The sequence below is a fragment of the Variovorax sp. GW821-FHT09D05 genome (genome assembly GCF_059416325.1).
Genome location: NZ_JBWKOZ010000004.1, coordinates 221,772 through 243,083 on the forward strand (window position 1 = coordinate 221,772; position 21,312 = coordinate 243,083).

Annotated in this window: 19 protein-coding genes and 1 tRNA gene; 5 read left to right on the forward strand and 15 right to left on the reverse strand. The window is 65.5% G+C overall.

Annotated features, from left to right (window positions below; all coding sequences use genetic code 11):
- Window positions 1-7 precede the first annotated feature (7 nt).
- From queF to yaaA, 4 genes are read right to left on the reverse strand one after another with little or no spacing between them, the layout of a single operon-like run.
- Window positions 8-877, reverse strand: a complete 870-nt coding sequence (queF, locus tag AC07O3_RS12295) for an NADPH-dependent 7-cyano-7-deazaguanine reductase QueF (protein ID WP_495339437.1) — start codon at window positions 875-877, stop codon at window positions 8-10.
- Complete coding sequence (locus AC07O3_RS12300; protein WP_093049028.1) at window positions 874-1,776, reverse strand: alpha/beta fold hydrolase; 903 nt, start codon at window positions 1,774-1,776, stop codon at window positions 874-876. Before AC07O3_RS12300 ends, queF begins: the two co-directional genes overlap by 4 nt.
- A 29-nt stretch (window positions 1,777-1,805) precedes the next feature.
- On the reverse strand, window positions 1,806-2,648 hold the full coding sequence (locus AC07O3_RS12305) for a 2OG-Fe(II) oxygenase (protein WP_093049025.1): 843 nt from the start codon (window positions 2,646-2,648) through the stop codon (window positions 1,806-1,808).
- Window positions 2,648-3,430 carry a peroxide stress protein YaaA gene (yaaA, locus tag AC07O3_RS12310; RefSeq protein WP_307613700.1) on the reverse strand — a complete coding sequence of 261 codons (783 nt, stop codon included), beginning with the start codon at window positions 3,428-3,430 and terminating at the stop codon, window positions 2,648-2,650. Before yaaA ends, AC07O3_RS12305 begins: the two co-directional genes overlap by 1 nt.
- A gap of 106 nt (window positions 3,431-3,536) precedes the next feature.
- On the opposite strand from yaaA, the gene AC07O3_RS12315 reads away from it, so the two are divergent.
- Both AC07O3_RS12315 and galU read left to right on the forward strand, forming a co-directional pair.
- A complete protein-coding gene (locus AC07O3_RS12315) occupies window positions 3,537-6,416 on the forward strand; it encodes a valine--tRNA ligase (protein ID WP_495339438.1) in 2,880 nt (959 codons plus the stop codon).
- Window positions 6,417-6,512: 96 nt separating this feature from the next.
- Complete coding sequence (gene galU, locus AC07O3_RS12320) at window positions 6,513-7,403, forward strand: UTP--glucose-1-phosphate uridylyltransferase GalU (RefSeq protein ID WP_093049016.1); 891 nt, start codon at window positions 6,513-6,515, stop codon at window positions 7,401-7,403.
- 89 nt (window positions 7,404-7,492) lie between these two features.
- Here the strand turns inward: galU and AC07O3_RS12325 are convergent, their stop codons facing one another.
- From AC07O3_RS12325 to cysM, 3 genes are all read right to left on the reverse strand, one after another.
- On the reverse strand, window positions 7,493-7,720 hold the full coding sequence (locus tag AC07O3_RS12325) for a sulfurtransferase TusA family protein (protein ID WP_093049013.1): 228 nt from the start codon (window positions 7,718-7,720) through the stop codon (window positions 7,493-7,495).
- The gene (locus AC07O3_RS12330) at window positions 7,710-8,285 is read right to left on the reverse strand and encodes an NUDIX domain-containing protein (protein ID WP_093075741.1); all 576 of its coding nucleotides are present in this window, start codon (window positions 8,283-8,285) and stop codon (window positions 7,710-7,712) included. The genes AC07O3_RS12325 and AC07O3_RS12330 overlap by 11 nt, the downstream gene beginning before the upstream one ends.
- 64 nt (window positions 8,286-8,349) lie before the next feature.
- Window positions 8,350-9,252, reverse strand: a complete 903-nt coding sequence (gene cysM, locus AC07O3_RS12335; protein WP_093049007.1) for a cysteine synthase CysM — start codon at window positions 9,250-9,252, stop codon at window positions 8,350-8,352.
- Window positions 9,253-9,294: 42 nt separating this feature from the next.
- On the opposite strand from cysM, the gene AC07O3_RS12340 reads away from it, so the two are divergent.
- A tRNA-Leu gene (locus AC07O3_RS12340) sits at window positions 9,295-9,379 on the forward strand.
- Between the two features lie 124 nt (window positions 9,380-9,503).
- Here AC07O3_RS12340 and AC07O3_RS12345 read toward each other — a convergent pair.
- Window positions 9,504-10,445, reverse strand: a complete 942-nt coding sequence (locus AC07O3_RS12345; protein ID WP_495339439.1) for an NAD-dependent epimerase/dehydratase family protein — start codon at window positions 10,443-10,445, stop codon at window positions 9,504-9,506.
- Between the two features lie 79 nt (window positions 10,446-10,524).
- On the opposite strand from AC07O3_RS12345, the gene AC07O3_RS12350 reads away from it, so the two are divergent.
- Entirely contained in the window at window positions 10,525-11,589 is a 1,065-nt protein-coding gene (locus tag AC07O3_RS12350) for a CDP-6-deoxy-delta-3,4-glucoseen reductase (RefSeq protein WP_093049000.1), read from the forward strand.
- 31 nt (window positions 11,590-11,620) lie between these two features.
- Window positions 11,621-12,598 (forward strand): Bug family tripartite tricarboxylate transporter substrate binding protein, encoded by a 978-nt coding sequence (locus AC07O3_RS12355; protein WP_093048997.1) that lies wholly within the window; start codon window positions 11,621-11,623, stop codon window positions 12,596-12,598.
- A 105-nt stretch (window positions 12,599-12,703) separates the two neighbouring features.
- On the opposite strand, the gene AC07O3_RS12360 is transcribed toward AC07O3_RS12355, so the two are convergent.
- From AC07O3_RS12360 to AC07O3_RS12390, 7 genes are all read right to left on the reverse strand, one after another.
- Window positions 12,704-13,471 carry an ABC transporter ATP-binding protein gene (locus tag AC07O3_RS12360; RefSeq protein WP_093050343.1) on the reverse strand — a complete coding sequence of 256 codons (768 nt, stop codon included), beginning with the start codon at window positions 13,469-13,471 and terminating at the stop codon, window positions 12,704-12,706.
- Between the two features lie 16 nt (window positions 13,472-13,487).
- Entirely contained in the window at window positions 13,488-14,261 is a 774-nt protein-coding gene (locus AC07O3_RS12365; protein ID WP_093048994.1) for an ABC transporter ATP-binding protein, read from the reverse strand.
- Window positions 14,262-14,281: 20 nt separating this feature from the next.
- Window positions 14,282-15,490, reverse strand: a complete 1,209-nt coding sequence (locus tag AC07O3_RS12370) for a branched-chain amino acid ABC transporter permease (RefSeq protein ID WP_093048991.1) — start codon at window positions 15,488-15,490, stop codon at window positions 14,282-14,284.
- A 10-nt stretch (window positions 15,491-15,500) separates the two neighbouring features.
- Window positions 15,501-16,430, reverse strand: a complete 930-nt coding sequence (locus AC07O3_RS12375; protein ID WP_093048988.1) for a branched-chain amino acid ABC transporter permease — start codon at window positions 16,428-16,430, stop codon at window positions 15,501-15,503.
- A gap of 265 nt (window positions 16,431-16,695) precedes the next feature.
- Entirely contained in the window at window positions 16,696-17,988 is a 1,293-nt protein-coding gene (locus AC07O3_RS12380; RefSeq protein ID WP_093075747.1) for a replication-associated recombination protein A, read from the reverse strand.
- A gap of 9 nt (window positions 17,989-17,997) precedes the next feature.
- Window positions 17,998-18,630 carry an outer membrane lipoprotein periplasmic chaperone LolA gene (lolA, locus tag AC07O3_RS12385; protein WP_495339440.1) on the reverse strand — a complete coding sequence of 211 codons (633 nt, stop codon included), beginning with the start codon at window positions 18,628-18,630 and terminating at the stop codon, window positions 17,998-18,000.
- 156 nt (window positions 18,631-18,786) lie between these two features.
- Window positions 18,787-21,222 carry a DNA translocase FtsK gene (locus AC07O3_RS12390; protein WP_495339441.1) on the reverse strand — a complete coding sequence of 812 codons (2,436 nt, stop codon included), beginning with the start codon at window positions 21,220-21,222 and terminating at the stop codon, window positions 18,787-18,789.
- Between the last annotated feature and the right edge of the window lie 90 nt (window positions 21,223-21,312).

Genomic DNA, 21,312 nt, shown 5'->3' on the forward strand with positions numbered 1-21,312 from the left:
CTTCGGCTTACTGCCGCGCCGTGCGGATATTCAACGGCAGCGCCTGCGGCCAGCTCGTGCGGAACGGATTGATGTCCAGCCCGCCACGACGCGTGTAGCGCGCATACACCATGAGCTTGGTCGGCTTGCAGCGGCTCCAGATGTCCGTGAACATGCGCTCGGCGCAGGGCTCGTGGAATTCGTTGTGGTTGCGAAAGCTCACGATGTACGCCAGCAGCCCGGCCTGGTCGATGGGCGGGCCGCTGTAGCGGATCTGCACGCTGCCCCAGTCGGGCTGGCCGGTGACGAGGCAGTTGCTCTTCAGCAGGCGGCTGGTGAGGGTTTCGTTCACGTGCACCTGCGTGACGTCGCTGCTCAGCAGTTCGGGGGCGGGCTGGTAGTGGGTGCACTCGATGTCGAGGCGGTCGAGGTCGAGGCCGTCGAGTTCGTGCACCGGCTCGCGGTCGAACATGTCGGGCGCCAGCAGATTCACGCCGATGCCGGCCGACTGGTCGCTGCCGCGCCATGCGGCCTCCGACAGGTCGGCGCGCAGGCGCTCGCGCACCGCGTCGATGCTCGCGAACTGGCTGTTGTTGAAGCTGTTGAGGTAGAGCTTGAAGCTCTTGCTCTCGATGATGTTGGGCGTCTCGCACGGAATGGTGAAGTGCGCGATGGCCAGTTGCGGCTTGCCGCGCAGGTTGAGCCAGCTCACTTCGAAGGCGCTCCAGAGGTCGGCGCCGAAGAACGGCAAGGCGCCGGCCTTGATGCCCATGGCCTCGCGCTGCGTGGCGCGCGCGATGGGAAACAGCAGCGTGGGGTCGTAGCGGTCGGCGTAGGCCGAGGCGCGGCCGAGCTGCGATTGCTCGGGCGTGTTGGGGTTCGTCGGGTCGTGGCTCATGGCTTGGCTTCTCTGGATTCCGCCGCGTGCGCGAACGGAGCAATGTGGTTGGCGAGGATGGTGCACACCTCGGGCGGCAGGTCATGGCCCATGCCGGGAACGGGGACGAATTTCGAGCCCGGAATGCGTTTGGCAGTGTCCTCGCCGCAGGCGATGGGTACGAGCGCATCGGCCTCGCCGTGCAGCACCAGCGTGGGCGACTGGATGCGGGGCAGCACCTGGGGCCGGTCGGCATCGGCGCCGATGGCCAGCATCTGTCGCATCAGGCCGGCCGGGTGGTACGAGCGCCGCATGCTGAAGGTGAGGCGCTCGGCCAGGTCTTCATCGCTTTGCGGGTAGGCGGGGCTCTGGATGAGCCGCAGCAGCCTGATGCTGTGCGCGACCAGTTCGGCCTCGCTGCTGCCCGACGGACGGCGCATGAGCATGGAAGTGACTTCGCGGCGCGGCCCGGGCAGGCCGCGCGCACCACTCGAACTCATGATGCTCACGAGGCTGGTCGCGCGTTGCGGCGCGCTGGCGGCCAGGCGCTGTGCGATCATGCCGCCCATGGAGGCGCCGACGATGTGGGCCTTGGCTATGCCGAGTGCGTCGAGCACGCCGAGCGAATCGAGGGTCATGTCCTGCAGGGTGTAGGCCGAGCGCACCTTCAGGCCGAGGCGGTGGCGAATCGTTTCCCACACCAGGTTGCCGACGCCCGCGTGGTCGAAGCCCTGGCTCAGGCCGATGTCGCGGTTGTCGTGGCGCACCACGCGAAAGCCCGCCTCCACCAGTTGCTGCACGAAGCCGGTGGGCCAGGCCACCAGCTGCATGCCCAGGCCCATGATGAGCAGAATGACAGGGCGCCCTTCGCCTCCGGTGTCGTCAACTTCGATCTGCAGCCCGTTGGCGGTGACTTTCATTGGTTCCCTGGTCTTCTTTCTCTGGTCTTCTACTTGAACTCGCGCTCGCGCAGCCACTTGGTGGCGACCCACTTCTCGCCCGCCAGCACCGGCGCGCCGCCGTGCAGGGTGCGGGTGACGGGGTCGGGCCGGTCGTAGCTGAAGAACACGCCGCAGCCGCGCACGGGCGCCACTTCGAGGCCCACGTCGGGGAAGGTGGTGGCGCCGCCGCCCTCGGGCTCCTGCAGGTACATCACGAGCGTGGCGACGCGCTGGCCGCCGCGCTTGAGGATGGTGGGCGTGCCCGGCTCGTTCGGGTCGAAGTAGTCGTAGTGCGGGCGGTACTGCGCGCCGGGGGCATAGCGCAGGATCTGCAGGCCTTCGCCGAATTCGAGCGGCCAGCGCAGCAGCGCTGCGATGCGCTGCTCCAGGCGCGCGACGATCTCGTTCTCGCCACGTTCGAAGAACATGCCGTCGCTGGTGCGATCGACGTTGAGTACCTCGCCGCCGGTGCGCGTCTCCACGGTGAGCGAGCGCGCGAGCCGCACGCGCGCAGCGGCAATCAGGCCTTCGCACTCTTCGCCAGACAGCAGGTTGCCGAAGACGATGACACGCGGATGCCGCATGGTCTGCAGCACCTGCACGCGGCGGTCGCCTGCGTCGAGGTGCAGCGGCGCGCCATCGAGATCGGGGCCGGGCATTTCCGTGTGCACGGGCGGCAAGGCCACTTCCACGTTGGGGAAGCCGGCTTCGAGCTGGGCCAGCGCCGTGTCGGCGGCGGCATCGTGCCAGCCGGCCGCGCGCATGGACGCACGCAGCGCCGGCACCGAGTGCCCGGCCGCGAGCTGGGCCACCAGCCACTCGCGCAGTTCCGGACTGATTGGTTGGGACATCAGACTTTTCTCCTGAACACCAGCCTTTCGGCGGTTGACACCTGAGCGTCGAAACCATAACCCTCGAGGTCGAACTTTTCCAGTGCCTTGGGCGTGGCCGCCTTGTGCTGCACGGCCCAGCGCGCCAGCAGCCCGCGAGCACGCTTGGCGAAGAAGCTCACGATCTTGTACTTGTCGCCCTTCCACTCCTCGAACACGCATTCGACCACACGGGCCTTGAGCACCTTCTTGTCGACCGACTTGAAGTACTCCTGCGAGGCGACGTTGACGACCACCGGGGTGCGATCGGCCGCCAGGCGCTCGTTCAGGTGCTCGGCGATGCGCGAGCCCCAGAAGGCGTACAGGTCCTTGCCGTGGCGGTTGGCCAACTGGGTGCCCATTTCGAGGCGATAGGGCTGCAGCAGGTCGAGCGGGCGCAGCAGGCCGTAGAGGCCGCTGAGGATGCAGACATGGTCTTGCGCCCAGTCGAGCTGCGCCCTGGTGAGGGTGCGGGCGTCGAGGCCGCCGTAGACGTCGCCGTCGAAGGCGAAGGCGGCCTGGCGGGCGTTCTTCGCGCTGCTCTTGCTGGACCAGGCCTCGTAGCGGGCCACGTTCAGGGCCGAGAGCTTGTCCGACAGGTGCATGAGTTCAGAAATCTGCTGGGGCGACTTCTCGCGCAGCAGCTTGATCAGCTCGACCGAAGGGCCGCGCGGAGACTCGAAATGGGGTTGGGTGGCGGGGAGTTCGGAGGGGAGCGGGGTGTCGTAATCGAGCGACTTTGCAGGGGAAAGCAGGAAGAGCATCCCGGAATTATCAGTGGCTGCCGTGACGCCAGGCCGCCCCGGTAAAATCGCGGGCTATCCCACCCTGTCCCCCAACGGCTCCCTGAAGGGCCGTTCTGCATTTCCCATGAGCGAACCCATCACCCCTTCCGCCCAGCCCGGCCTCGACAGCCTGTCGAAATCGTTCGAACCCGCCGCCATCGAGGCGCACTGGGGCCCGGAATGGGAGAAGCGCGGCTATGCCAAGGCCGGCTTCCGCGGCACGCAGCAACCCAAGGAAGGCGCCGAGTCGTTCGCGATCCAGCTGCCGCCGCCCAACGTGACGGGCACGCTGCACATGGGCCATGCGTTCAACCAGACGATCATGGACAGCCTCACGCGGTATCACCGCATGAAGGGCGACAACACGCTGTGGGTGCCGGGCACCGACCACGCCGGCATCGCAACGCAGATCGTGGTGGAGCGCCAGCTGCAGGAGCAGAAGGTCAGCCGCCATGACCTGGGCCGCAAGAACTTCGTGGCGCGCGTGTGGGAGTGGAAAGAAAAGTCGGGCAACACCATCACCGAGCAGATGCGCCGCATGGGCGACACGGTGGACTGGAGCCGCGAATACTTCACGATGGACGACGACCTCTCGGCGGTCGTGACGCAGACCTTCGTGAAGCTGTACGAAGAGGGCCTCATCTACCGCGGCAAGCGCCTGGGCAACTGGGACCCGGTGCTCAAGACCTCGGTGAGCGATCTCGAAGTCGAGAGCGAAGAAGAAGACGGCTCGCTCTGGCACATCGCCTACCCGCTGGAAGACGGCAGCGGCACGCTGACCGTGGCCACCACCCGGCCCGAAACCATGCTGGGCGACACGGCCGTGATGGTCCACCCGGAAGACGAGCGCTACAAGCACCTGATCGGCAAGCACGTGAAGCTGCCGCTGGTGGACAAACTCATCCCAATCATTGCCGACGACTACGTCGACAAGGAATTCGGCACGGGCGTGGTGAAGGTCACGCCCGCCCACGACTACAACGACTACGCAGTCGGCCAGCGCCACAAGCTCGAGATGATCGGTGTGCTGACGCTGGACGCGACCATCAACGACAACGCACCCGAGAAGTACCGAGGCCTCGACCGCTTCGTGGCGCGCAAGGCCATCGTGGCCGACCTCGACGCACTGGGCCTGCTGGTCGAGGTGAAGAAGCACAAGCTGATGGTGCCGCGCTGCGCGCGCTCGGGCGCCATCGTCGAGCCGATGCTCACCGACCAGTGGTACGTGGCCATGACGCGCCCCGGCGCCGACGGCCAGTCGATCGCGCAGAAGGCCATCGACGTGGTGAAGTCGGGCGAAGTGCGCTTCGTGCCCGAGAACTGGGTCAACACCTACAACCACTGGATGGAGAACATCCAGGACTGGACCATCTCGCGCCAGCTGTGGTGGGGTCACCAGATCCCGGCCTGGTACGACGAGGACGGCAACGTTTACGTGGCCGAGAACGAGGCCGACGCACAGGCCAAGGCGCCGGGCAAGAAGCTCGTGCGCGACGAGGACGTGCTCGACACCTGGTACTCGTCGGCGCTAGTGCCCTTCTCTTCGCTCGGCTGGCCCGCGAAGACGCAGGACCTCGACCTGTACCTGCCCTCGACCGTGCTGGTGACGGGCTACGACATCATCTTCTTCTGGGTCGCCCGGATGATCATGATGACCAAGCACTTCATCGGCAAGGTGCCGTTCAAGCACGTGTACATCCACGGCCTGGTGCGCGACGCGCAGGGCAAGAAGATGAGCAAGTCCGAAGGCAACGTGCTGGACCCGGTGGACCTGATCGACGGCATCCAGCTGCCCGAGCTGCTCGACAAGCGCACGCAAGGCCTGCGCAAGCCCGAGACGGCGCCTGCGGTGCGCAAGAACACGCAGAAGGAGTTTCCGGACGGCATTCCGGCCTTTGGCGCCGATGCGCTGCGCTTCACCTTCGCTTCGCTGGCTTCGCTGGGCCGCAGCATCAACTTCGATTCGAAGCGTTGCGAGGGATATCGCAACTTCTGCAACAAGCTGTGGAACGCCACGCGCTTCGTGCTGATGAATTGCGAAGGCCAGGACTGCGGCCTGCTGGAGCACACGAAGGAAGAGTGCAAGGTCGGCGGCCCGGCGCATGGCTACCTGAAATTCAGCCGCGCCGACTACTGGATCGTGTCGCAGCTGCAGCGCGTGGAGGCCGAAGTGGCCAAGGGCTTCGAGGAATACCGCCTCGACAACGTGGCCAATGCGATCTACCAGTTCGCCTGGGACGAGTTCTGCGACTGGTACCTGGAAATTGCCAAGGTGCAGATCCAGACCGGCGACGATTCGCAGAAGCGCGCCACGCGCCGCACGCTGATCCGCACGCTCGAAACGCTGCTGCGCCTGGCACACCCGGTGATTCCGTTCATCACGGAAGAGCTGTGGCAGAAGGTGTCGAAGGTTGCAGGACGTGAGGGCGAGTCGATCATGATCGCGGCCTATCCGAAGAGCCAGCCGGAGAAGATCGATGAAGCGGCCGAGGCGCATGTGGCGCGGCTGAAGGCGCTGGTCGATGCATGCCGCACGTTGCGCGGCGAGATGAATGTTTCGCCAGCCACGCGCCTGCCGCTCTACGCAGTGGCCGACGACGTCGAGGGCGCGGCCTTCCTGCGCGAATCGGCGCCGGTGCTGCAGGCGCTTGCCAAGCTGAAGGAAGTGAAGGTCTTCGACGACGAGGCCTCGTGGTCGGCCGCGGCCGAAGCGGCGCCGGTGGCGGTGGTGGGTGCAGCGCGCCTGTGCCTGCACATGGAGATCGACAAGGCTGCGGAGAAAGTTCGCATCGGCAAGGAAATCGCGCGCATCGAAGGCGAGATCGCCAAGGTGCACGGCAAGCTCGGCAACGAAGCCTTCGTCGCAAAGGCTCCACCGGCCGTGATCGAGCAAGAACGTAAACGTCTGACTGACTTCACGGCCACTCTGGAGCGTTTGCGCGACCAGCTTGTGCGCCTCGGCTGACAGACGCAGGGCTTTGAGGGCGTTTAGGATTCCAAGAGCGGCTGCGCGCCGCTGCGCCTCCTAACTCCCCTCTTCAAGAAAGACGCTGAGCTGCCCATGTCCACTTCCTCGACCCGCATCCGCAAGGCCGTATTCCCTGTTGCAGGCTTTGGTACTCGCTTCTTGCCAGCCACCAAGGCGCAGCCGAAGGAAATGCTGCCGGTGGTCGACAAGCCGCTGATCCAGTACGCCGTCGAAGAGGCGTACGCCGCGGGCATCCGCGACATGATCTTCGTGACCGGCCGCAACAAGCGCGCCATCGAGGATCACTACGACACCGCCTACGAGCTCGAAAGCCAGCTCGAGGCCAGCGGCAAGACCGCCCTGCTCAACATCGCGCGCTCGGTCATGCCCGACGACATGACCTGCTCCTACGTGCGCCAACCGCGCATGCTGGGCCTGGGCCATGCGGTGCTGTGCGCCGAACACCTGGTGGGCAACGAACCCTTCGCCGTGCTGCTGGCGGACGACCTGATGGTCGGCCCCGATGGCGGCGAGCCCGTGCTGGCGCAAATGACCGCAGCTTTCGCCCGCCTCGGCGGCTCGCTGCTGGCAGTGCAGGAAGTGCCGCTCGCGCACGTCAAGCGCTACGGCATCGTGGCCGGCGATGCGGTCGAAGACGGCCTGATAAAGGTCAACCGCATGGTCGAGAAGCCTAAGCCCGAAGACGCGCCCTCGCGCCTGGGCGTGGCGGGCCGCTACATCCTCACGCCGGGCGTGTTCGACGAAATTCGCAACCAGCCCAAGGGCGCTGGCGGCGAGATCCAGCTGACCGACGGCATCGCGGCGCTGATGAAGAAGGAATCGGTCTACGCCTATTCGTACAAGGGCATCCGCTACGACTGCGGCAGCAAGGAAGGCTTTCTGCAGGCATCGGTGGAACTGGCGCTGGCGCACCCCGAAGTGGGCGCGGAATTCCGCGAATACCTCAAGAGCCTGAAGCTGTAATTGCCTCGTCTCTGCTTCGAGGTGCCATCATGAACAAAGGGCCGCAGTAGCGGCCCTTTTCTTTTGTTTCTTTTGTTTCTTTTGCTTCGTCAGCGGCGCTTGAGCACGTGGATGAAGTCGCTGCCGACGGTTTCCTGCTCCATCAGTTCGTTGCCCGTCTGGCGCGCAAAGGCCTGAAAGTCGCGGATCGATCCCGGATCGGTCGACACCACCTTCAGCAATTGCCCGCTCAGCATCTCGTTAAGCGATTTCTTCGCCTTGAGAATGGGCAATGGGCAGTTCAGCCCGCGCGTGTCGAGCTCGCGGTCAACTTGCATTGCCCGGCTCCGGCGGCAGGTTCAGGCCACGGCGGCGCTCTTCGTTTTCCGCGGCGGTGAAGAACACGGGCTCGTGCCCGCGCGTGCGCAGCCAGTCGGCCAGCGCATAGCCGGTGCCGGCGGGCCAGCACCGGAGATCGGGCAGGTCGTAGAGGCGGTAGTCGACCAGTTCGGGCGAGAGCTTCACGTCGCCATCGGCCACCACGTGGTACGCGATGATGATCTGGTTCATTCGCTGGAAGTCGTACGCACCGACGAGCTTGGTGGCGCTGACGTCGAGGTTGGTTTCTTCTTTCACCTCGCGCGCAACGCCCTCTTCGGGCGTCTCCCCGGCTTCCATGAAGCCGGTGATCAGCGCGAACATCTTGCCCGGCCATGCCGCATTGCGCGCCAGCAGCACCTGGCCGCGGTACTCGACGATGGCCGCGAGCACGGGGGTCGGGTTGTTCCAGTGGGTGTGGCCACAGTTGGGGCAACGCAGGCGCTCCTTGGGGCCGCCGTCTTCCATCAACGCAATCCACTCGAGCGGCGTAGCGCAGACCTGGCAAAACTTGGGATGGGGCATGGGGTCTCTTTTCTTTTTTGTGGCTGCCTGAGCGCCTTGAGCGGGCGCTGCTGCCGGTCGTTGCTTATGCGGGAAAGACGCCCGTCGAAAGGTAGCGGTCGCCCCGGTCGCAGACAACGAACACGATGGTGGCGTTCTCCACCGTCTTCGCCACTTCGAGCGCGGCCCACAACGCACCTGCAGCCGAGATGCCGCCGAAGATGCCCTCTTCGCGCGCGAGGCGCCGGCACATTTCTTCTGCGTCGTCCTGGCTCACGCTGATTTCTTCGTCGACCCGGCTCGGGTCGAAGATCTTCGGCATGTACTCCGCAGGCCATTTGCGGATGCCCGGAATGCGCGAGCCTTCGGCCGGCTGCGCGCCGATGATGCGCACTGCCGGGTTCTTCTCTTTCAGGAAGCGCGAGACGCCGGTGATGGTGCCGGTGGTGCCCATGGCGCTCACGAAGTGCGTGACCTTGCCCTTGGTGTCGGCCCAGATCTCGGGGCCGGTGGTCTCGTAATGGATGCGCGGATTGTCGGGGTTGGCGAACTGGTCAAGCACCCGGCCCTTGCCCTGCGCAACCATCTGCTCGGCGAGGTCGCGCGCGTATTCCATGCCGCCGCTCTTGGGCGTGAGCACCAGCTCGGCGCCGAAGGCCTTCATGGTCTGCGCGCGCTCCACCGACAGGTCCTCCGGCATGATGAGCACCATGCGATAGCCCTTGATGGCCGCGGCCATGGCCAGGGCGATGCCGGTGTTGCCGGAGGTGGCTTCGATGAGGGTGTCGCCAGGCTTGATCTCGCCGCGCTCCTCGGCGCGCCGGATCATCGAGAGGGCCGGCCGGTCTTTGACCGAACCAGCCGGATTGTTGCCTTCGAGCTTGCCGAGAATCACGTTGCCGCGCTTGGCGTTTTCTGCGGCGTTGATGCGTTGCAGGGCGACCAGGGGGGTCTTGCCAATGGCGTCTTCGATCGTCGGATAATTCATGGCAGCCACTGTGCCATAATTTTGGGCTTCGTTCAGAACCCTGCCCGGGTGGTGAAATTGGTAGACGCAGGGGACTCAAAATCCCCCACCGAAAGGTGTGCCGGTTCGATTCCGGCCCCGGGCACCACACTTTGGCTCGCCCCCAGGCTACGCGCACTTCGTGTCGCTTCGCCTTCCCCCTACCGGGGGCGACACCGGTGGCCCGGCGAAGCCGGTTCCACGGTGTCCCTGGAATGGGCCCCTTCCCCCCTTTATCTTGGCTCGTTCTGTTCGCGCAGGCCTGTATGCACCGTCGGGTGCGAAAGCCGCACCCGCAGTTCGCGCTTGAGCCGCGTGTTGTCCAGCCGGCGCGATTCCCCCATGAAACTCAGCAGTTGCAGCGACAGTTGCCGCTCAGCCTCGCCACGGGCCACTCGCGGCGGGCGGGGCATGCCGTACATATCGGCGGCCAGGTCTACGTAGTCGCCCATGCGCAGTTCGGTGTCGTCCGAGGCATGCACGATGCGCTGTGGCTTGCCTCGAAACAACGCGGCGATACAGGCGCGCGCAAGGTCGTCTGCGTGGATGTGGCTGGTGTAGACGTCGTCTTCGTGCCTCAGCACGGGCGTGCCGCGCTGCAGGCGGCCGCGCGGGGTGCCGTTTTCGCGGTCGGGAGCGTAGATGCCCGGAATGCGCAGGATGCTGGCGCGCACGCCCGCGCTGCGGCCCAGCCAGCGCACGGCTCGTTCGGCGTCCACGCGGCGGTGGGAGCGTGGGGTGTCGGGGCGCACGATGCGGGTTTCGTTCACGCGGGCGCCGCCGCAGTCGCCGTATACGCCGCTGGTCGAGCCGTAGACGAAGGCGGAAGGCACCGACCGCAGCCGCAGTGCTCGCGCCAGTACGGTGGTGCGCTGGTCGCGCCACCAGGCGGCGCCACCGTCACGGGCGGGCGGTGCCAGGTGCAGCACCCGCGTTGCGATGCCCGCCAGGCGGCGCAGGGTGGCTGCGTCGTCCAGATTGCCCACCAGCGGGCGGATGCCGGCCGTGCGCAGGGCGCCCACGCGGTCGGCCGACGAAGTGAGCGCCACCAGTTGCATGCGGCCGCGCAGGTCGCGCGCCACGCGCTGGCCGACGTCGCCGCACCCGACGATCAGCAGGCGTTCGCGCCGGAAACGCGCTGGCAGAGCGCCGGAGGGGCTATTGATTGAAGGCAAAATCCTGTTCCTGTCCCAATTCAGTTGCTCACCGGGTCTTACGCACGGCCCGGGCAGAGTTCACCCTCGAAGAATACCGATGACTGCTACAGCGCCGCATGAAGCGGGCTTTTCCATCCACGTCGAACCCAGCGGACGCCATTTCGTGGTCCACGGCGACGAAACCATCCTGGCGGCCGGCATTCGCCAGGGCATCGGCCTTCCCTATGGCTGCAAGGACGGCGCCTGTGGCTCGTGCAAGTGCAAGAAGCTCTCGGGCGAGGTCACCCTCGGCCCGCACCAGAGCAAGGCCCTGAGCGCCGAGGAACAGCTCGCCGGCTACGTGCTGACCTGCTGCGCGCATGCCAGGAGCGACGTGGTGCTCGAATCGCGCCAGGTCACGGAGGCCGGAGCGCTGCCGATCCGCAAGATGCCGGTGCGGGTGCTGGCCCTCACGCGCCAGTCGCACGACGTGATGATGGTGCGCCTGCAGCTGCCGGCCGGCGAGCCGCTGCAGTTCTACGCTGGCCAGTATGTGGAATTCATCCTGCGCGACGGCGCGCGCCGCAGCTACTCGATGGCCAATGCGCCGCACACGCTGGGCGAGCCCGGCACGGGCATCGAACTGCATCTGCGGCACCTGCCCGGCGGCAAGTTCACCGACCATGTGTTCGGCACGATGAAGGAAAAGGAAATCCTGCGCATCGAAGGCCCCTTCGGCAGCTTCTTCCTGCGCGAGGACTCCGCCAAGCCGATGATCCTGCTGGCCTCGGGCACGGGCTTCGCGCCGATCAAGGCGCTGCTGGAGCACATGCAGTTCAAGGCCATCGACCGGCCCGCCACGCTCTACTGGGGCGGCCGCCGGCCGGAAGACCTGTACATGGACGCCTGGGTACGCGAGCAGATGACGCAGATGCCGAACCTGCGCTACGTGCCCGTCATCTCCAACGCCACGCCCGAAGACAACTGGACCGGCCGCACCGGCTTCGTTCACCAGGCCGTGCTCGAAGACTTCGCCGACCTGTCGGGCCACCAGGTCTATGCCTGCGGCGCACCCATCGTGGTCGACTCGGCCAAGCGCGACTACGTGGCGCTGGCGGGCCTGCCCGAGGAAGAATTTTTTGCCGACGCGTTCACCACAGAGGCTGATAAAGCCCTTCCCTGAGACAAAACCAAAAAGAGAATCCCAAGAAAAAATGAAAACGAGACACTTCCTCCTCACCCTGATCGCAAGCACCACCGCCCTGCTGGGTGCCGGCCACGCTATGGCGCAGCAACAGCGCCCCATCCGCCTCGTCGTTCCCTACGCCGCAGGCGGCCCGATCGACAACACGGCTCGCATCCTGGCCGAACGCGTCAAGGACACGCTGGGCCCGGTCATCATCGACAACAAGCCCGGTGCGGGCGGCAACATCGGCGCCGACATCGTGGCGAAGGCGCCCGCCGACGGCCTGACGATCGGCATCGCGGCCACCGCCACCAACGCGGTGAATCCGTGGCTCTACAACAAGATTCCGTTCAACGCCGCAACCGACTTCGCACCAATCACGCAGATGGTCCGCGTGCCCAACGTGCTGGTGATGAACGCCGACACGGCCAAGCGCCTGAACATCAACAGCGTGGCCGACCTGATCCGCTATGCCAAGGCCAACCCGGCCAAGCTCAACTACGGCAGCGGCGGCAACGGCAGCGCGGGGCACCTGGCGGGCGAGCTGTTCAAGAAGGAAGCAGGCATCTTCGCGCTGCACATTCCGTACAACGGCGGCAGCCCGGCGCAACTGGCGCTGATTTCGGGGCAGGTCGATTTCAACTTCGACAACCTCGCCACCGCCGCGCCGAACATCCGCTCGGGCAAGCTGAAGGCGATTGCGGTGACGACGCTGCAGCGCAGCGCCTCGCTGCCCGACGTGCCGCCCATCGCCGACACGCTCAAGGGCTTCTCGATCGACACCTGGTGGGGCCTGGTCGCGCCGGCGGGTACGCCGCACGACGTGGTCGTGAAGCTCAATCAGGCCTTCGTGGCGGCCCTGAACGCACCGGAAACGAAGACGCGCTTCGCCGGACTGCTGGCGGAGCCGGTGGCCGGCTCGCCGGAGCAGTTCGGCGCTTTCATGAAGAGCGAACTCTCCAAGTACGAAGCGGTGGTCAAGGCCACCGGCGCGAAAGTGGACTAACCCCGGGCTGCGCGCACTTCGTGTCGCTTCGCCCTCCCCCTTGCAGGGGGCAATACCGGCGGCCCGGCAAAGCCGGTTCCGCGGTATTTCTTGAAGAGACCGGGACTACTCGCCCAAGTAAGCAGCCCGCACGCGCGGGTCGCTCAGCAGTTCCTTGGCATCGCCGTTCATCGTGATGAGGCCGGACTCCATCACGTAGCCACGGTCGGCCAGCTGCAGCGCGCGGTTGGCGTTCTGCTCCACCAGCAGGATCGTGACGCCCTGCGAGGCCACGGTCTGCACCACCTCGAAGATCTTGTCGCACATGATCGGCGACAGGCCCATGGTGGGTTCGTCCAGCAGCAGCACCTTGGGGCGCGCCATCAGCGCGCGGCCCATGGCCAGCATCTGCTGTTCGCCGCCCGACATGGTGCCGGCCAGCTGGTCCTTGCGCTCGCGCAGGCGCGGGAAGGTGACGAACACGCGCTCCATGTCGCTCGCGATGGCGGCCTTGTCCTTGCGGATGTAGGCGCCGATCTGCAGGTTCTCGGTGATGGTCATGCGCGTGAACACGCCACGGCCTTCGGGCACCATCACGAGGCCCTCTTCCACCAGGTCCCAGGCGCCGCGGCCCTTGATGCTGCGGCCCAGGAACTCGATGTTGCCGGCTCCGGCCGGCAGCGTGCCGGTGATGGCCTTCATGGTGGTGGTCTTGCCGGCGCCGTTGGAGCCGATCAGCGACACCAGTTCGCCTTCGCGCACCTCGAAGTCCACGCCCTTGACGGCCTGGATGCCGCCGTAGCCGACCTTCAGGCCGGAGACCTTCAGCAGCGTCTTGCCGGTGGCCTTGGCTTGTGCGGCATTGGCCCGGGTTGCTTCTTCAGCGCTTGTCATGGTTGCGGTGCTCATTTCAGTGGCCTCCCGTGCCGAGGTAGGCCTCAATCACTTTTTCATTCTTCTGCACGTCGGCGGGCGTACCTTCGGCAATCTGCTTGCCGTAGTCCAGCACGGTGACGCGGTCGCACAGGCCCATGATGAGCTTGACGTCGTGTTCGATGATCAGGATGGTGCGGTCGTCCTTGCGGATGCGGTCGATCAGTTCGCGCAGCAGCACCTTCTCGGTGGAGTTCATGCCGGCGGCAGGCTCGTCGAGCGCGATGAGCTGCGGGTCGGTGGCCAGTGCGCGTGCAATTTCGAGACGGCGCTGGTCGCCGTACGACAGCGTGCGCGCCTTGTAGTCGGCGAACTTGCCGATGCCCACGTAGTCGAGCAGTTCCTGTGCGCGCTTCGCAATGGCCTTCTCTTCAGCCTTGAAACTGCCCGTGCGCAGCATGGCGCCGAAGATGCCCGACTGCGTGCGGATGTGGCGTCCGACCATCACGTTCTCGAGCGCCGTCATTTCGGCGAAGAGGCGGATGTTCTGGAAGGTGCGTGCAATGCCGGCCTTGGCCACTTCATGCACGGCAGTCGGCTGGTAGGGCTTGCCTGCGAGTTCGAAGGTGCCGCTGTCGGGCGTGTACAGCCCGGTGATCACGTTGAAGAAGGTGGTCTTGCCTGCGCCGTTGGGGCCGATCAGGCCGTAGACCTGGCCGCGCTTGATGGTGATGCCCACGTCGGACAGGGCTTGCAGCCCACCGAAGCGCTTGGAAATTCCACGAACGTCGAGGATGGTGTCTGTCGTCATGTTGATTTTTCCTTCGGCGTTCAGGGATTGATCGACATGGGACGCGAAGCCGCACCCGGCACTTCGTCGGCAGGCGTATCGATGCCCGGCGCGTGCGTTTGCAGCGATCCGGGGGCCACGGCCGCATGGGCCGGGTCGACGGGCACGCCGCCCTTCTTCGTCAGCGTCTTGCCGTGCTCCGGAGAGGGCCAGAGGCCGCGCGGACGCACCAGCATGATGATGATCATGGCGAGCGCAATGAAGAGCTGGCGCAGGATGGACGCATCGAGGCGGCCACCGGTCAGCGACTGCAGCGGGCCGGCAACGTAGCGCAGAACTTCGGGCAGCGCTGCGAGCAGCACGGCACCGAGAATGACGCCGGGCAGATGGCCGATGCCGCCGAGCACGACCATGGCCACGATCATCACCGACTCCATCAGGCTGAAGGACTCGGGCGACACGAAGCCCTGGAAGGCCGCGAACATCGCGCCCGACACGCCGCCGAAGCTCGCGCCCATGCCGAATGCCAGCAGCTTCATGTTGCGGGTGTTGATGCCCATCGCCTTGGCGGCGATTTCGTCTTCGCGGATGGCCATCCAGGCGCGGCCGATGCGCGAGACCTGCAGGCGGTGCGAAATGATCACAGTGGCGATCACCAGCGCAAGGAACAGGTAGTAGTACAGCGACACCGACGAGATCGAGAAGCCGTCGAACTTCCATGCCTTGCCGAGGTCCAGGCCCCAGAACTTGATGGAGTCGATGGCCGTGATGCCCTTCGGACCGTTGGTGATGTTGACCGGTTGGTCGAGGTTGTTCAGGAACACGCGGATGATTTCGCCGAAGCCCAGCGTGACGATGGCGAGGTAGTCGCCGCGCAGCTTGAGCGTGGGCGCGCCGAGCAGCACGCCGAGCACGGCGGCCACCACCAGCGCCAGCGGTATCACGATCAGCAGCGAGGTGTGCATGCCGTTCGGGAACATCTGGGCGAACCACGGGAAGGTCTCGGTCAGGTGCGACGAGCCCATGAGCGCGAAGAGGTAGGCCCCCACCGCGAAGAAGGCGACGTAGCCCAGGTCGAGCAGGCCGGCGTAGCCGACCACGATGTTCAGGCCCAGTGCCAGCAGCACGTAGAGCAGTGCGATGTCGGCGATGCGCACCCAGGCGTTGCCCTGCATCTGCAGCAGCAGAGGCAGCGCGAGCACCGCGATGATGCCGATGACGTAGAGGGCGAGGTTCTTGCTGTTCTTCATGTCTCGCTCCTTACGCACGGTCCGCCACGCGTTCGCCGAGCAGGCCGGACGGACGCAGCGTGAGCATGACGATCAGCACGATGAACGCGAAGATGTCGCTGTAGTTGCTGCCCAGCACGCCGCCCGTGATGGTGCCGATGTAGCCCGAGCCGATGGCCTCGATGAGACCGAGCAGGATGCCGCCGACCACCGCGCCGGCCAGGTTGCCGATGCCGCCGAACACGGCAGCCGTGAAGGCTTTCAGGCCGGGCAGGAAGCCCATCGCGTGCTGCGCGATGCCGTAGTTGGACGCGTACATCACGCCGGCGATGGCCGCGAGCACGGCGCCGATGATGAAGGTGGCCGAGATGACCATGTCGGGGCGGATGCCCATGAGCGCGGCGACGCGCGGGTTCTCCGCGGTGGCGCGCATTGCGCGGCCAAGCTTGGTGTAGTTGACCAGCCACATGAGCACCACGAGCGAGAACGCCGTGACGCTGAGGATCATCACCTGCGTGGGCGAGATCACCGCACCGCCCACGTGGATGGGGTCGGTCGACAGCAGGTTGGGATACGCCTTGTTGGTCGGCTTCCAGATGATCATTGCCAGCGTCTGCAGCAGGATCGACATGCCGATGGCGGTGATCAGCGGCGCGAGCTTGGGGCTGTTGCGCAGCGGCCGGTAGGCCACTTTCTCGATCACGAAGTTGAGGGTTGCCGCGACAACGCAGGCAATGATCAACGCGATGAGGAGGATCAGCCAGCCCGGTGTGTTGGGCATGCCGTCCTTCATGAGCCCGATGATGGTCCAGCTCGTGAGAGCCCCGACCATCAGCACTTCTCCGTGCGCAAAGTTGATCAGATTGATGATGCCGTACACCATGGTGTAGCCCAAGGCTATCAAGGCATACATGCTGCCGAGAACCAGACCGTTGATGATCTGCTGCAGCAAAATGTCCATATCGCGATTCCCTATGTGTTGCACCGTTGCGGGGTGCCATTCACCCACCAGGGCACCGGTTTGGCGCCCCTGAGCTGACAAGCAAAAAACCAGCCAACATGTGTCGCTGGCGGATTTGTGGGCGGGATTGTAAGCACGCACCAGCGCTGATTTGGTGCGCTTGGACCGGGGTTTACCCGCTCACGTCATGCTGTATGCGCGTGGGGTCATGCACGCTTTGCGCGCATGCTGCAAGACGGTATCGATGCGGGTATCGACGATCTTGTCAGCCGTTGCCTTCGGCGTTCCGGCGGCGCAGTTCGCGCAGCTTTTCCGCGATGCGGATCTCGAGTCCACGCTCTACAGGTTCGTAGAAAACCTGACCTTCCAGCCCGTCGGGAAGGTAGCGCTCGCCGGCGGCGAAACCGCCCTCCTCGTCGTGCGCATAGCGATAACCCTTGCCGTAGTCGAGCTCCTTCATGAGCTTGGTGGGTGCATTGCGCAGGTGCATGGGCACCGGGCGTGTGCTGTCCGTCTTCACGAGGGCACGCACCGCGTTGTAGGCCTTGTAGACGGCATTCGACTTGGGCGCGATCGCCAGGTAGACCACGCATTCGGCCAGCGCCAGTTCGCCCTCGGGGGTACCCAGGCGTTCGTACACCTCGGCCGCATCGAGCGCCAGGCGCAGCGCGCGCGGATCGGCCAGGCCGATGTCTTCGCTGGCCATGCGAACCAATCGGCGCGCCATGTAGCGCGGATCGGCACCGCCGTCGAGCATGCGCACGAACCAGTAGAGCGCGGCATCGGGGTCACTGCCGCGCACGGATTTGTGCAGCGCGCTGATGGTGTCGTAGAACTGTTCGCCGCCCTTGTCGTAACGCCGCATGCGTTCGCCGAGCACGCGCAGCAGCCACTCGTCGGTGATGTGGTCGAGCTTTTCGGCACGGGCCGCGACGGCGAGCGTTTCGAGCGTGTTGAGGAGCCGGCGCGCATCGCCGTCGGCATAGGCCACGAGGCGGTCGACCGCCGCGGCGTCGATGGCGGGCACGGCCTGGATGGCCTGCGCGCGCGCCACGATCTGCTTGAGGTCGTCTTCGCCCAGCGACTGCAGCACGTAGACGGCTGCACGCGAGAGCAAGGCCGAATTGACTTCGAACGAAGGGTTCTCGGTGGTCGCGCCGATGAAGGTGAAGAGGCCCGACTCCACGTGCGGCAGGAAGGCGTCCTGCTGGCTCTTGTTGAAGCGGTGCACCTCGTCCACGAAGATGATGGTGCGCCGCTGCTCCAGCCCGTCGCGCGCGGAGGTGGCACGGTCGACGGCTTCGCGGATGTCCTTCACGCCACCCAGCACCGCGCTGATGCTCAGGAACTGTGCGTCGAAGGCATCGGCCATGAGCCGCGCAATGGTGGTCTTGCCGGTGCCTGGCGGCCCCCAGAGGATGCAGGAATGCGGCTGGCCCGACTCAAAGGCGATGCGCAGCGGCATGCCCGGGCCGAGCAGGTGCTGCTGGCCGATCACCTCGCCCAGCGTCTTGGGACGCAGGCGCTCGGCAAGGGGTTGATGAGCAGTGTTGGCCAAGCCTGTGGCTTACTGCTTGACGACGTCCGCGCCGGCCGGCGGCTTGAAGTCGAACACGCCGGCCGGCAGCGAGGGGTTCACCTCGACCTTGCTGAACTTGAGCACCGAGCGCTGGCCGAAGCTGTCGAGGATTTCAAGCGCCGCCAGCGCATCGCCCTGGAAGCCGACCTGCACGCTCTGCAGTTGGCCGTCCTTGTTCTTCGGCGTTGCCTTGACCCACTGCAGGCCGTCGCGCTCCGGCGCGGCTTCGAGCGTGAAATCGGCCTGCAAGGCTCGCAGATCGGGCGCGGCGGCAATCAGCGCCGCGGGCGTGGAGCCCAGCGCCTGCGCCTGCGCGCGCTGCGTGACCTGGTTCAGGTCGGCGTCGTAGAGCCACAGCGTCTTACCGTCGGCCACGATGTTCTGCGCAAAGGGCTTCTGGTAGTCGAACTTGAATTTGCCGGGGCGCTGGAATTCGAAGGTGCCGGTCGATGTCTTGGTGCGGCCCGGTTGCCCTTCGCGTGCCGGGGCGGTCACGGTCTGGGTGAAATCGGCGCGGCCGGATTTGACCGTCTTCACGAAGGTTTCAAGGCTTTCGAGCCCGCCGGCCCAAGCGTTGGCGGAACTCAGGAGGGCGATCAATAGCCAATGACGCAATTTCAATTTGGATTCCTCTGAATAGCTGTGGCACTGGGCTTCGACCCTACCCGCCGCGAATTGCGGCAGGTGTAGGCCTTGATGAAGATTTGCAATGCTGAAAGGCGTTTTTGCAAATTGCCTTTCAGCACGTAACCTGAATTACGAAAGCCCTGCGGCGAATTACTCCGCTGCGCGTGCCGGCACCAGGATTTCTCGCTGGCCGCTGCCGCTCATGGCGCTGACGAGGCCGGCCTTCTCCATGTCTTCGACAAGGCGCGCGGCGCGGTTGTAGCCGATCTTCAGGTGGCGCTGCACCAGCGAGATGCTGGCCTTGCGGTTCTTGAGCACGACCTCGACCGCCTGGTCGTACATCGGGTCTTTCTCGCCATCGCTGCCACCCAGCAGGTCGCCTTCACCATCGCCATCGACCGTCCCGCCTTCGAGCACGCCCTCGATGTAGTCGGGCTCGCCCTGGCTCTTGAGGTAGGCCACCACGCGGTGCACTTCCTCGTCGCTCACGAAGGCGCCGTGCACGCGGATCGGCAGGCCCGTGCCGCTGGGCATGTAGAGCATGTCGCCCATGCCGAGCAGCGCTTCGGCGCCCATCTGGTCGAGGATGGTGCGGCTGTCGATCTTGCTCGACACCTGGAAGGCGATGCGGGTAGGGATGTTGGCCTTGATGAGGCCGGTGATCACGTCGACGCTCGGGCGCTGCGTGGCAAGAATGAGGTGAATGCCGGCGGCTCGCGCCTTCTGCGCGAGGCGGGCGATCAGCTCTTCGATCTTCTTGCCGACCACCATCATCAGGTCGGCCAGTTCGTCGATCACGACGACGATGTGCGGCTCGCGCTTGAGCGGCTCCGGATCGTCGGGCGTGAGGCTGAAGGGGTTGTAGATGAACTCCTCGCGCGCCTTGGCTTCGTCGATCTTGGTGTTGTAGCCGGCCAGGTTGCGCACGCCGAGCTTGCTCATGAGCTTGTAGCGGCGCTCCATCTCGGCCACGCACCAGTTCAGGCCATGGGCTGCCTGTCGCATGTCGGTGACCACGGGCGCCAGCAGGTGCGGGATGCCTTCGTAGACCGACATTTCGAGCATCTTCGGGTCGATCATGAGCAGGCGAACGTCGCGTGCCTCGGCCTTGTAGAGCAGCGAAAGAATCATCGCGTTGATACCGACCGACTTGCCCGACCCGGTGGTACCGGCCACCAGCACGTGCGGCATCTTCGCGAGGTCGGCCACCACAGGGTTGCCGATGATGTCCTTGCCGAGGCCCATGGTGAGCATCGACTTGCCTTCGTTGTAGATCTGCGAGCCCAGGATTTCGCTGAGCTTGATCGACTGGCGCTTGGCGTTCGGCAGTTCGAGCGCCATGTAGTTCTTGCCCGGAATGGTTTCGACCACGCGGATCGACACCAGCGAAAGCGAACGCGCCAGGTCCTTGGCCAGGCCAAGAATCTGCGAACCCTTGACGCCGGTGGCGGGCTCAATTTCGTAGCGAGTGATCACCGGGCCGGGCGAGGCCAGTACCACGCGCACCTCGACGCCGAAGTCCTTGAGCTTCTTCTCGATCATGCGCGAGGTCATCTCGAGCGTGTCGGCTGACACCGTTTCCTGGCGCGTCTGCGCGGCATCGAGCAGGTCGACCTGTGGCAGCTTGCTGTCGGGCAGTTCCTTGAAGAGCGGCTTCTGGCGCTCCTTGACGACGCGATCGCTCCTGGGCACCTCGGTCATCGCGGGCTCGATCTGCACAGGCGGCGAAGGGGGACGGCGCTTGGGGCGCGGCTCGATGCGGATTTCTTCTTCGTCGTCGTCGAAGCCGCCGGACGACGGTGCCAGCGAGGGCTCAGAGCGACCCTGATCGCCACCGCGCGTGAACGCCGGTTCGTCAGCCTCGGCACGCTCACGGGCGGCCTGCTTGCCCATGGCGATGTCGGCAGCCAGCTCACGCTTTTCGCGACGCGACTCGAACAGCGAGTAGGCGCGCGCGCCGATGCGCTCGGCGATCAGGCTCCACGAGAAGCGGAACACCAGCGCCGAGCCGATCACGCCGCCAGCGATGGCCACCAGTGCCGAACCGGTGAAGCCCATCCAGCGCACGCTGGCCGGACCCACGAGGTAGCCCAGTGCGCCGCCACCAGAGCCCGGCAGGTGGGCTTCAAGCCGGTACAGGCGCGACCATTCGAGCACGGTGCTCGCACACAGCAGCAGGATGAGGCCGAACCAGAAGGCGAGACGGCTGCGGTTGAAGCGACCGCGCGGCGCCGGTTGTTCGCCGGACGACGGCTCGCCGCCGCGCAGCCAGTTTGCCAGCGACGACAGCCAGGCGCGCAGCCCGGCGAATAGGCACCACCAGACGGAATAGCCTGCAACGTAGTAGCTGCCATCGGCCAGCCAGGCGCCAATGCGGCCGCCCCAGTTCTTGATTTCGCCCCCGGTGCCCGAAGTCGACCAGGCGGCATCGGAAGGCGTGAAGCTCAGCATTGCGAGCAGCCAGAACAACAGCGCTGCGAATCCTGCGATCAGCGTGATTTCGTGAGCGAAGCGCATCGCGCGCATGCGCACGGGTTGCCCCTCGGCAGCAGAAGAAGATTGAAGCGTATTGAGCGAATAGGTCATGAAAAACACGGCACCCGGCCCGGGAAATCAGGGGCCGGAGGCACGAACACTACAACAAAAGGCCGGGACCGCCGGTAACGGCGGGCCCGG

Excerpts from the sequence above, each read along its gene's own strand:
- queF (WP_495339437.1), bottom strand. The coding sequence starts at position 877 with ATGAGCCACGACCCGACGAACCCCAACACGCCCGAGCAATCGCAGCTC.
- AC07O3_RS12300 (WP_093049028.1), bottom strand. The coding sequence starts at position 1,776 with ATGAAAGTCACCGCCAACGGGCTGCAGATCGAAGTTGACGACACCGGA.
- AC07O3_RS12305 (WP_093049025.1), bottom strand. The coding sequence starts at position 2,648 with ATGTCCCAACCAATCAGTCCGGAACTGCGCGAGTGGCTGGTGGCCCAG.
- yaaA (WP_307613700.1), bottom strand. The coding sequence starts at position 3,430 with ATGCTCTTCCTGCTTTCCCCTGCAAAGTCGCTCGATTACGACACCCCG.
- AC07O3_RS12315 (WP_495339438.1), top strand. The coding sequence starts at position 3,537 with ATGAGCGAACCCATCACCCCTTCCGCCCAGCCCGGCCTCGACAGCCTG.
- galU (WP_093049016.1), top strand. The coding sequence starts at position 6,513 with ATGTCCACTTCCTCGACCCGCATCCGCAAGGCCGTATTCCCTGTTGCA.
- AC07O3_RS12325 (WP_093049013.1), bottom strand. The coding sequence starts at position 7,720 with ATGCAAGTTGACCGCGAGCTCGACACGCGCGGGCTGAACTGCCCATTG.
- AC07O3_RS12330 (WP_093075741.1), bottom strand. The coding sequence starts at position 8,285 with ATGCCCCATCCCAAGTTTTGCCAGGTCTGCGCTACGCCGCTCGAGTGG.
- cysM (WP_093049007.1), bottom strand. The coding sequence starts at position 9,252 with ATGAATTATCCGACGATCGAAGACGCCATTGGCAAGACCCCCCTGGTC.
- AC07O3_RS12350 (WP_093049000.1), top strand. The coding sequence starts at position 10,525 with ATGACTGCTACAGCGCCGCATGAAGCGGGCTTTTCCATCCACGTCGAA.
- AC07O3_RS12355 (WP_093048997.1), top strand. The coding sequence starts at position 11,621 with ATGAAAACGAGACACTTCCTCCTCACCCTGATCGCAAGCACCACCGCC.
- AC07O3_RS12360 (WP_093050343.1), bottom strand. The coding sequence starts at position 13,471 with ATGACAAGCGCTGAAGAAGCAACCCGGGCCAATGCCGCACAAGCCAAG.
- AC07O3_RS12365 (WP_093048994.1), bottom strand. The coding sequence starts at position 14,261 with ATGACGACAGACACCATCCTCGACGTTCGTGGAATTTCCAAGCGCTTC.
- AC07O3_RS12370 (WP_093048991.1), bottom strand. The coding sequence starts at position 15,490 with ATGAAGAACAGCAAGAACCTCGCCCTCTACGTCATCGGCATCATCGCG.
- AC07O3_RS12375 (WP_093048988.1), bottom strand. The coding sequence starts at position 16,430 with ATGGACATTTTGCTGCAGCAGATCATCAACGGTCTGGTTCTCGGCAGC.
- AC07O3_RS12390 (WP_495339441.1), bottom strand. The coding sequence starts at position 21,222 with ATGACCTATTCGCTCAATACGCTTCAATCTTCTTCTGCTGCCGAGGGG.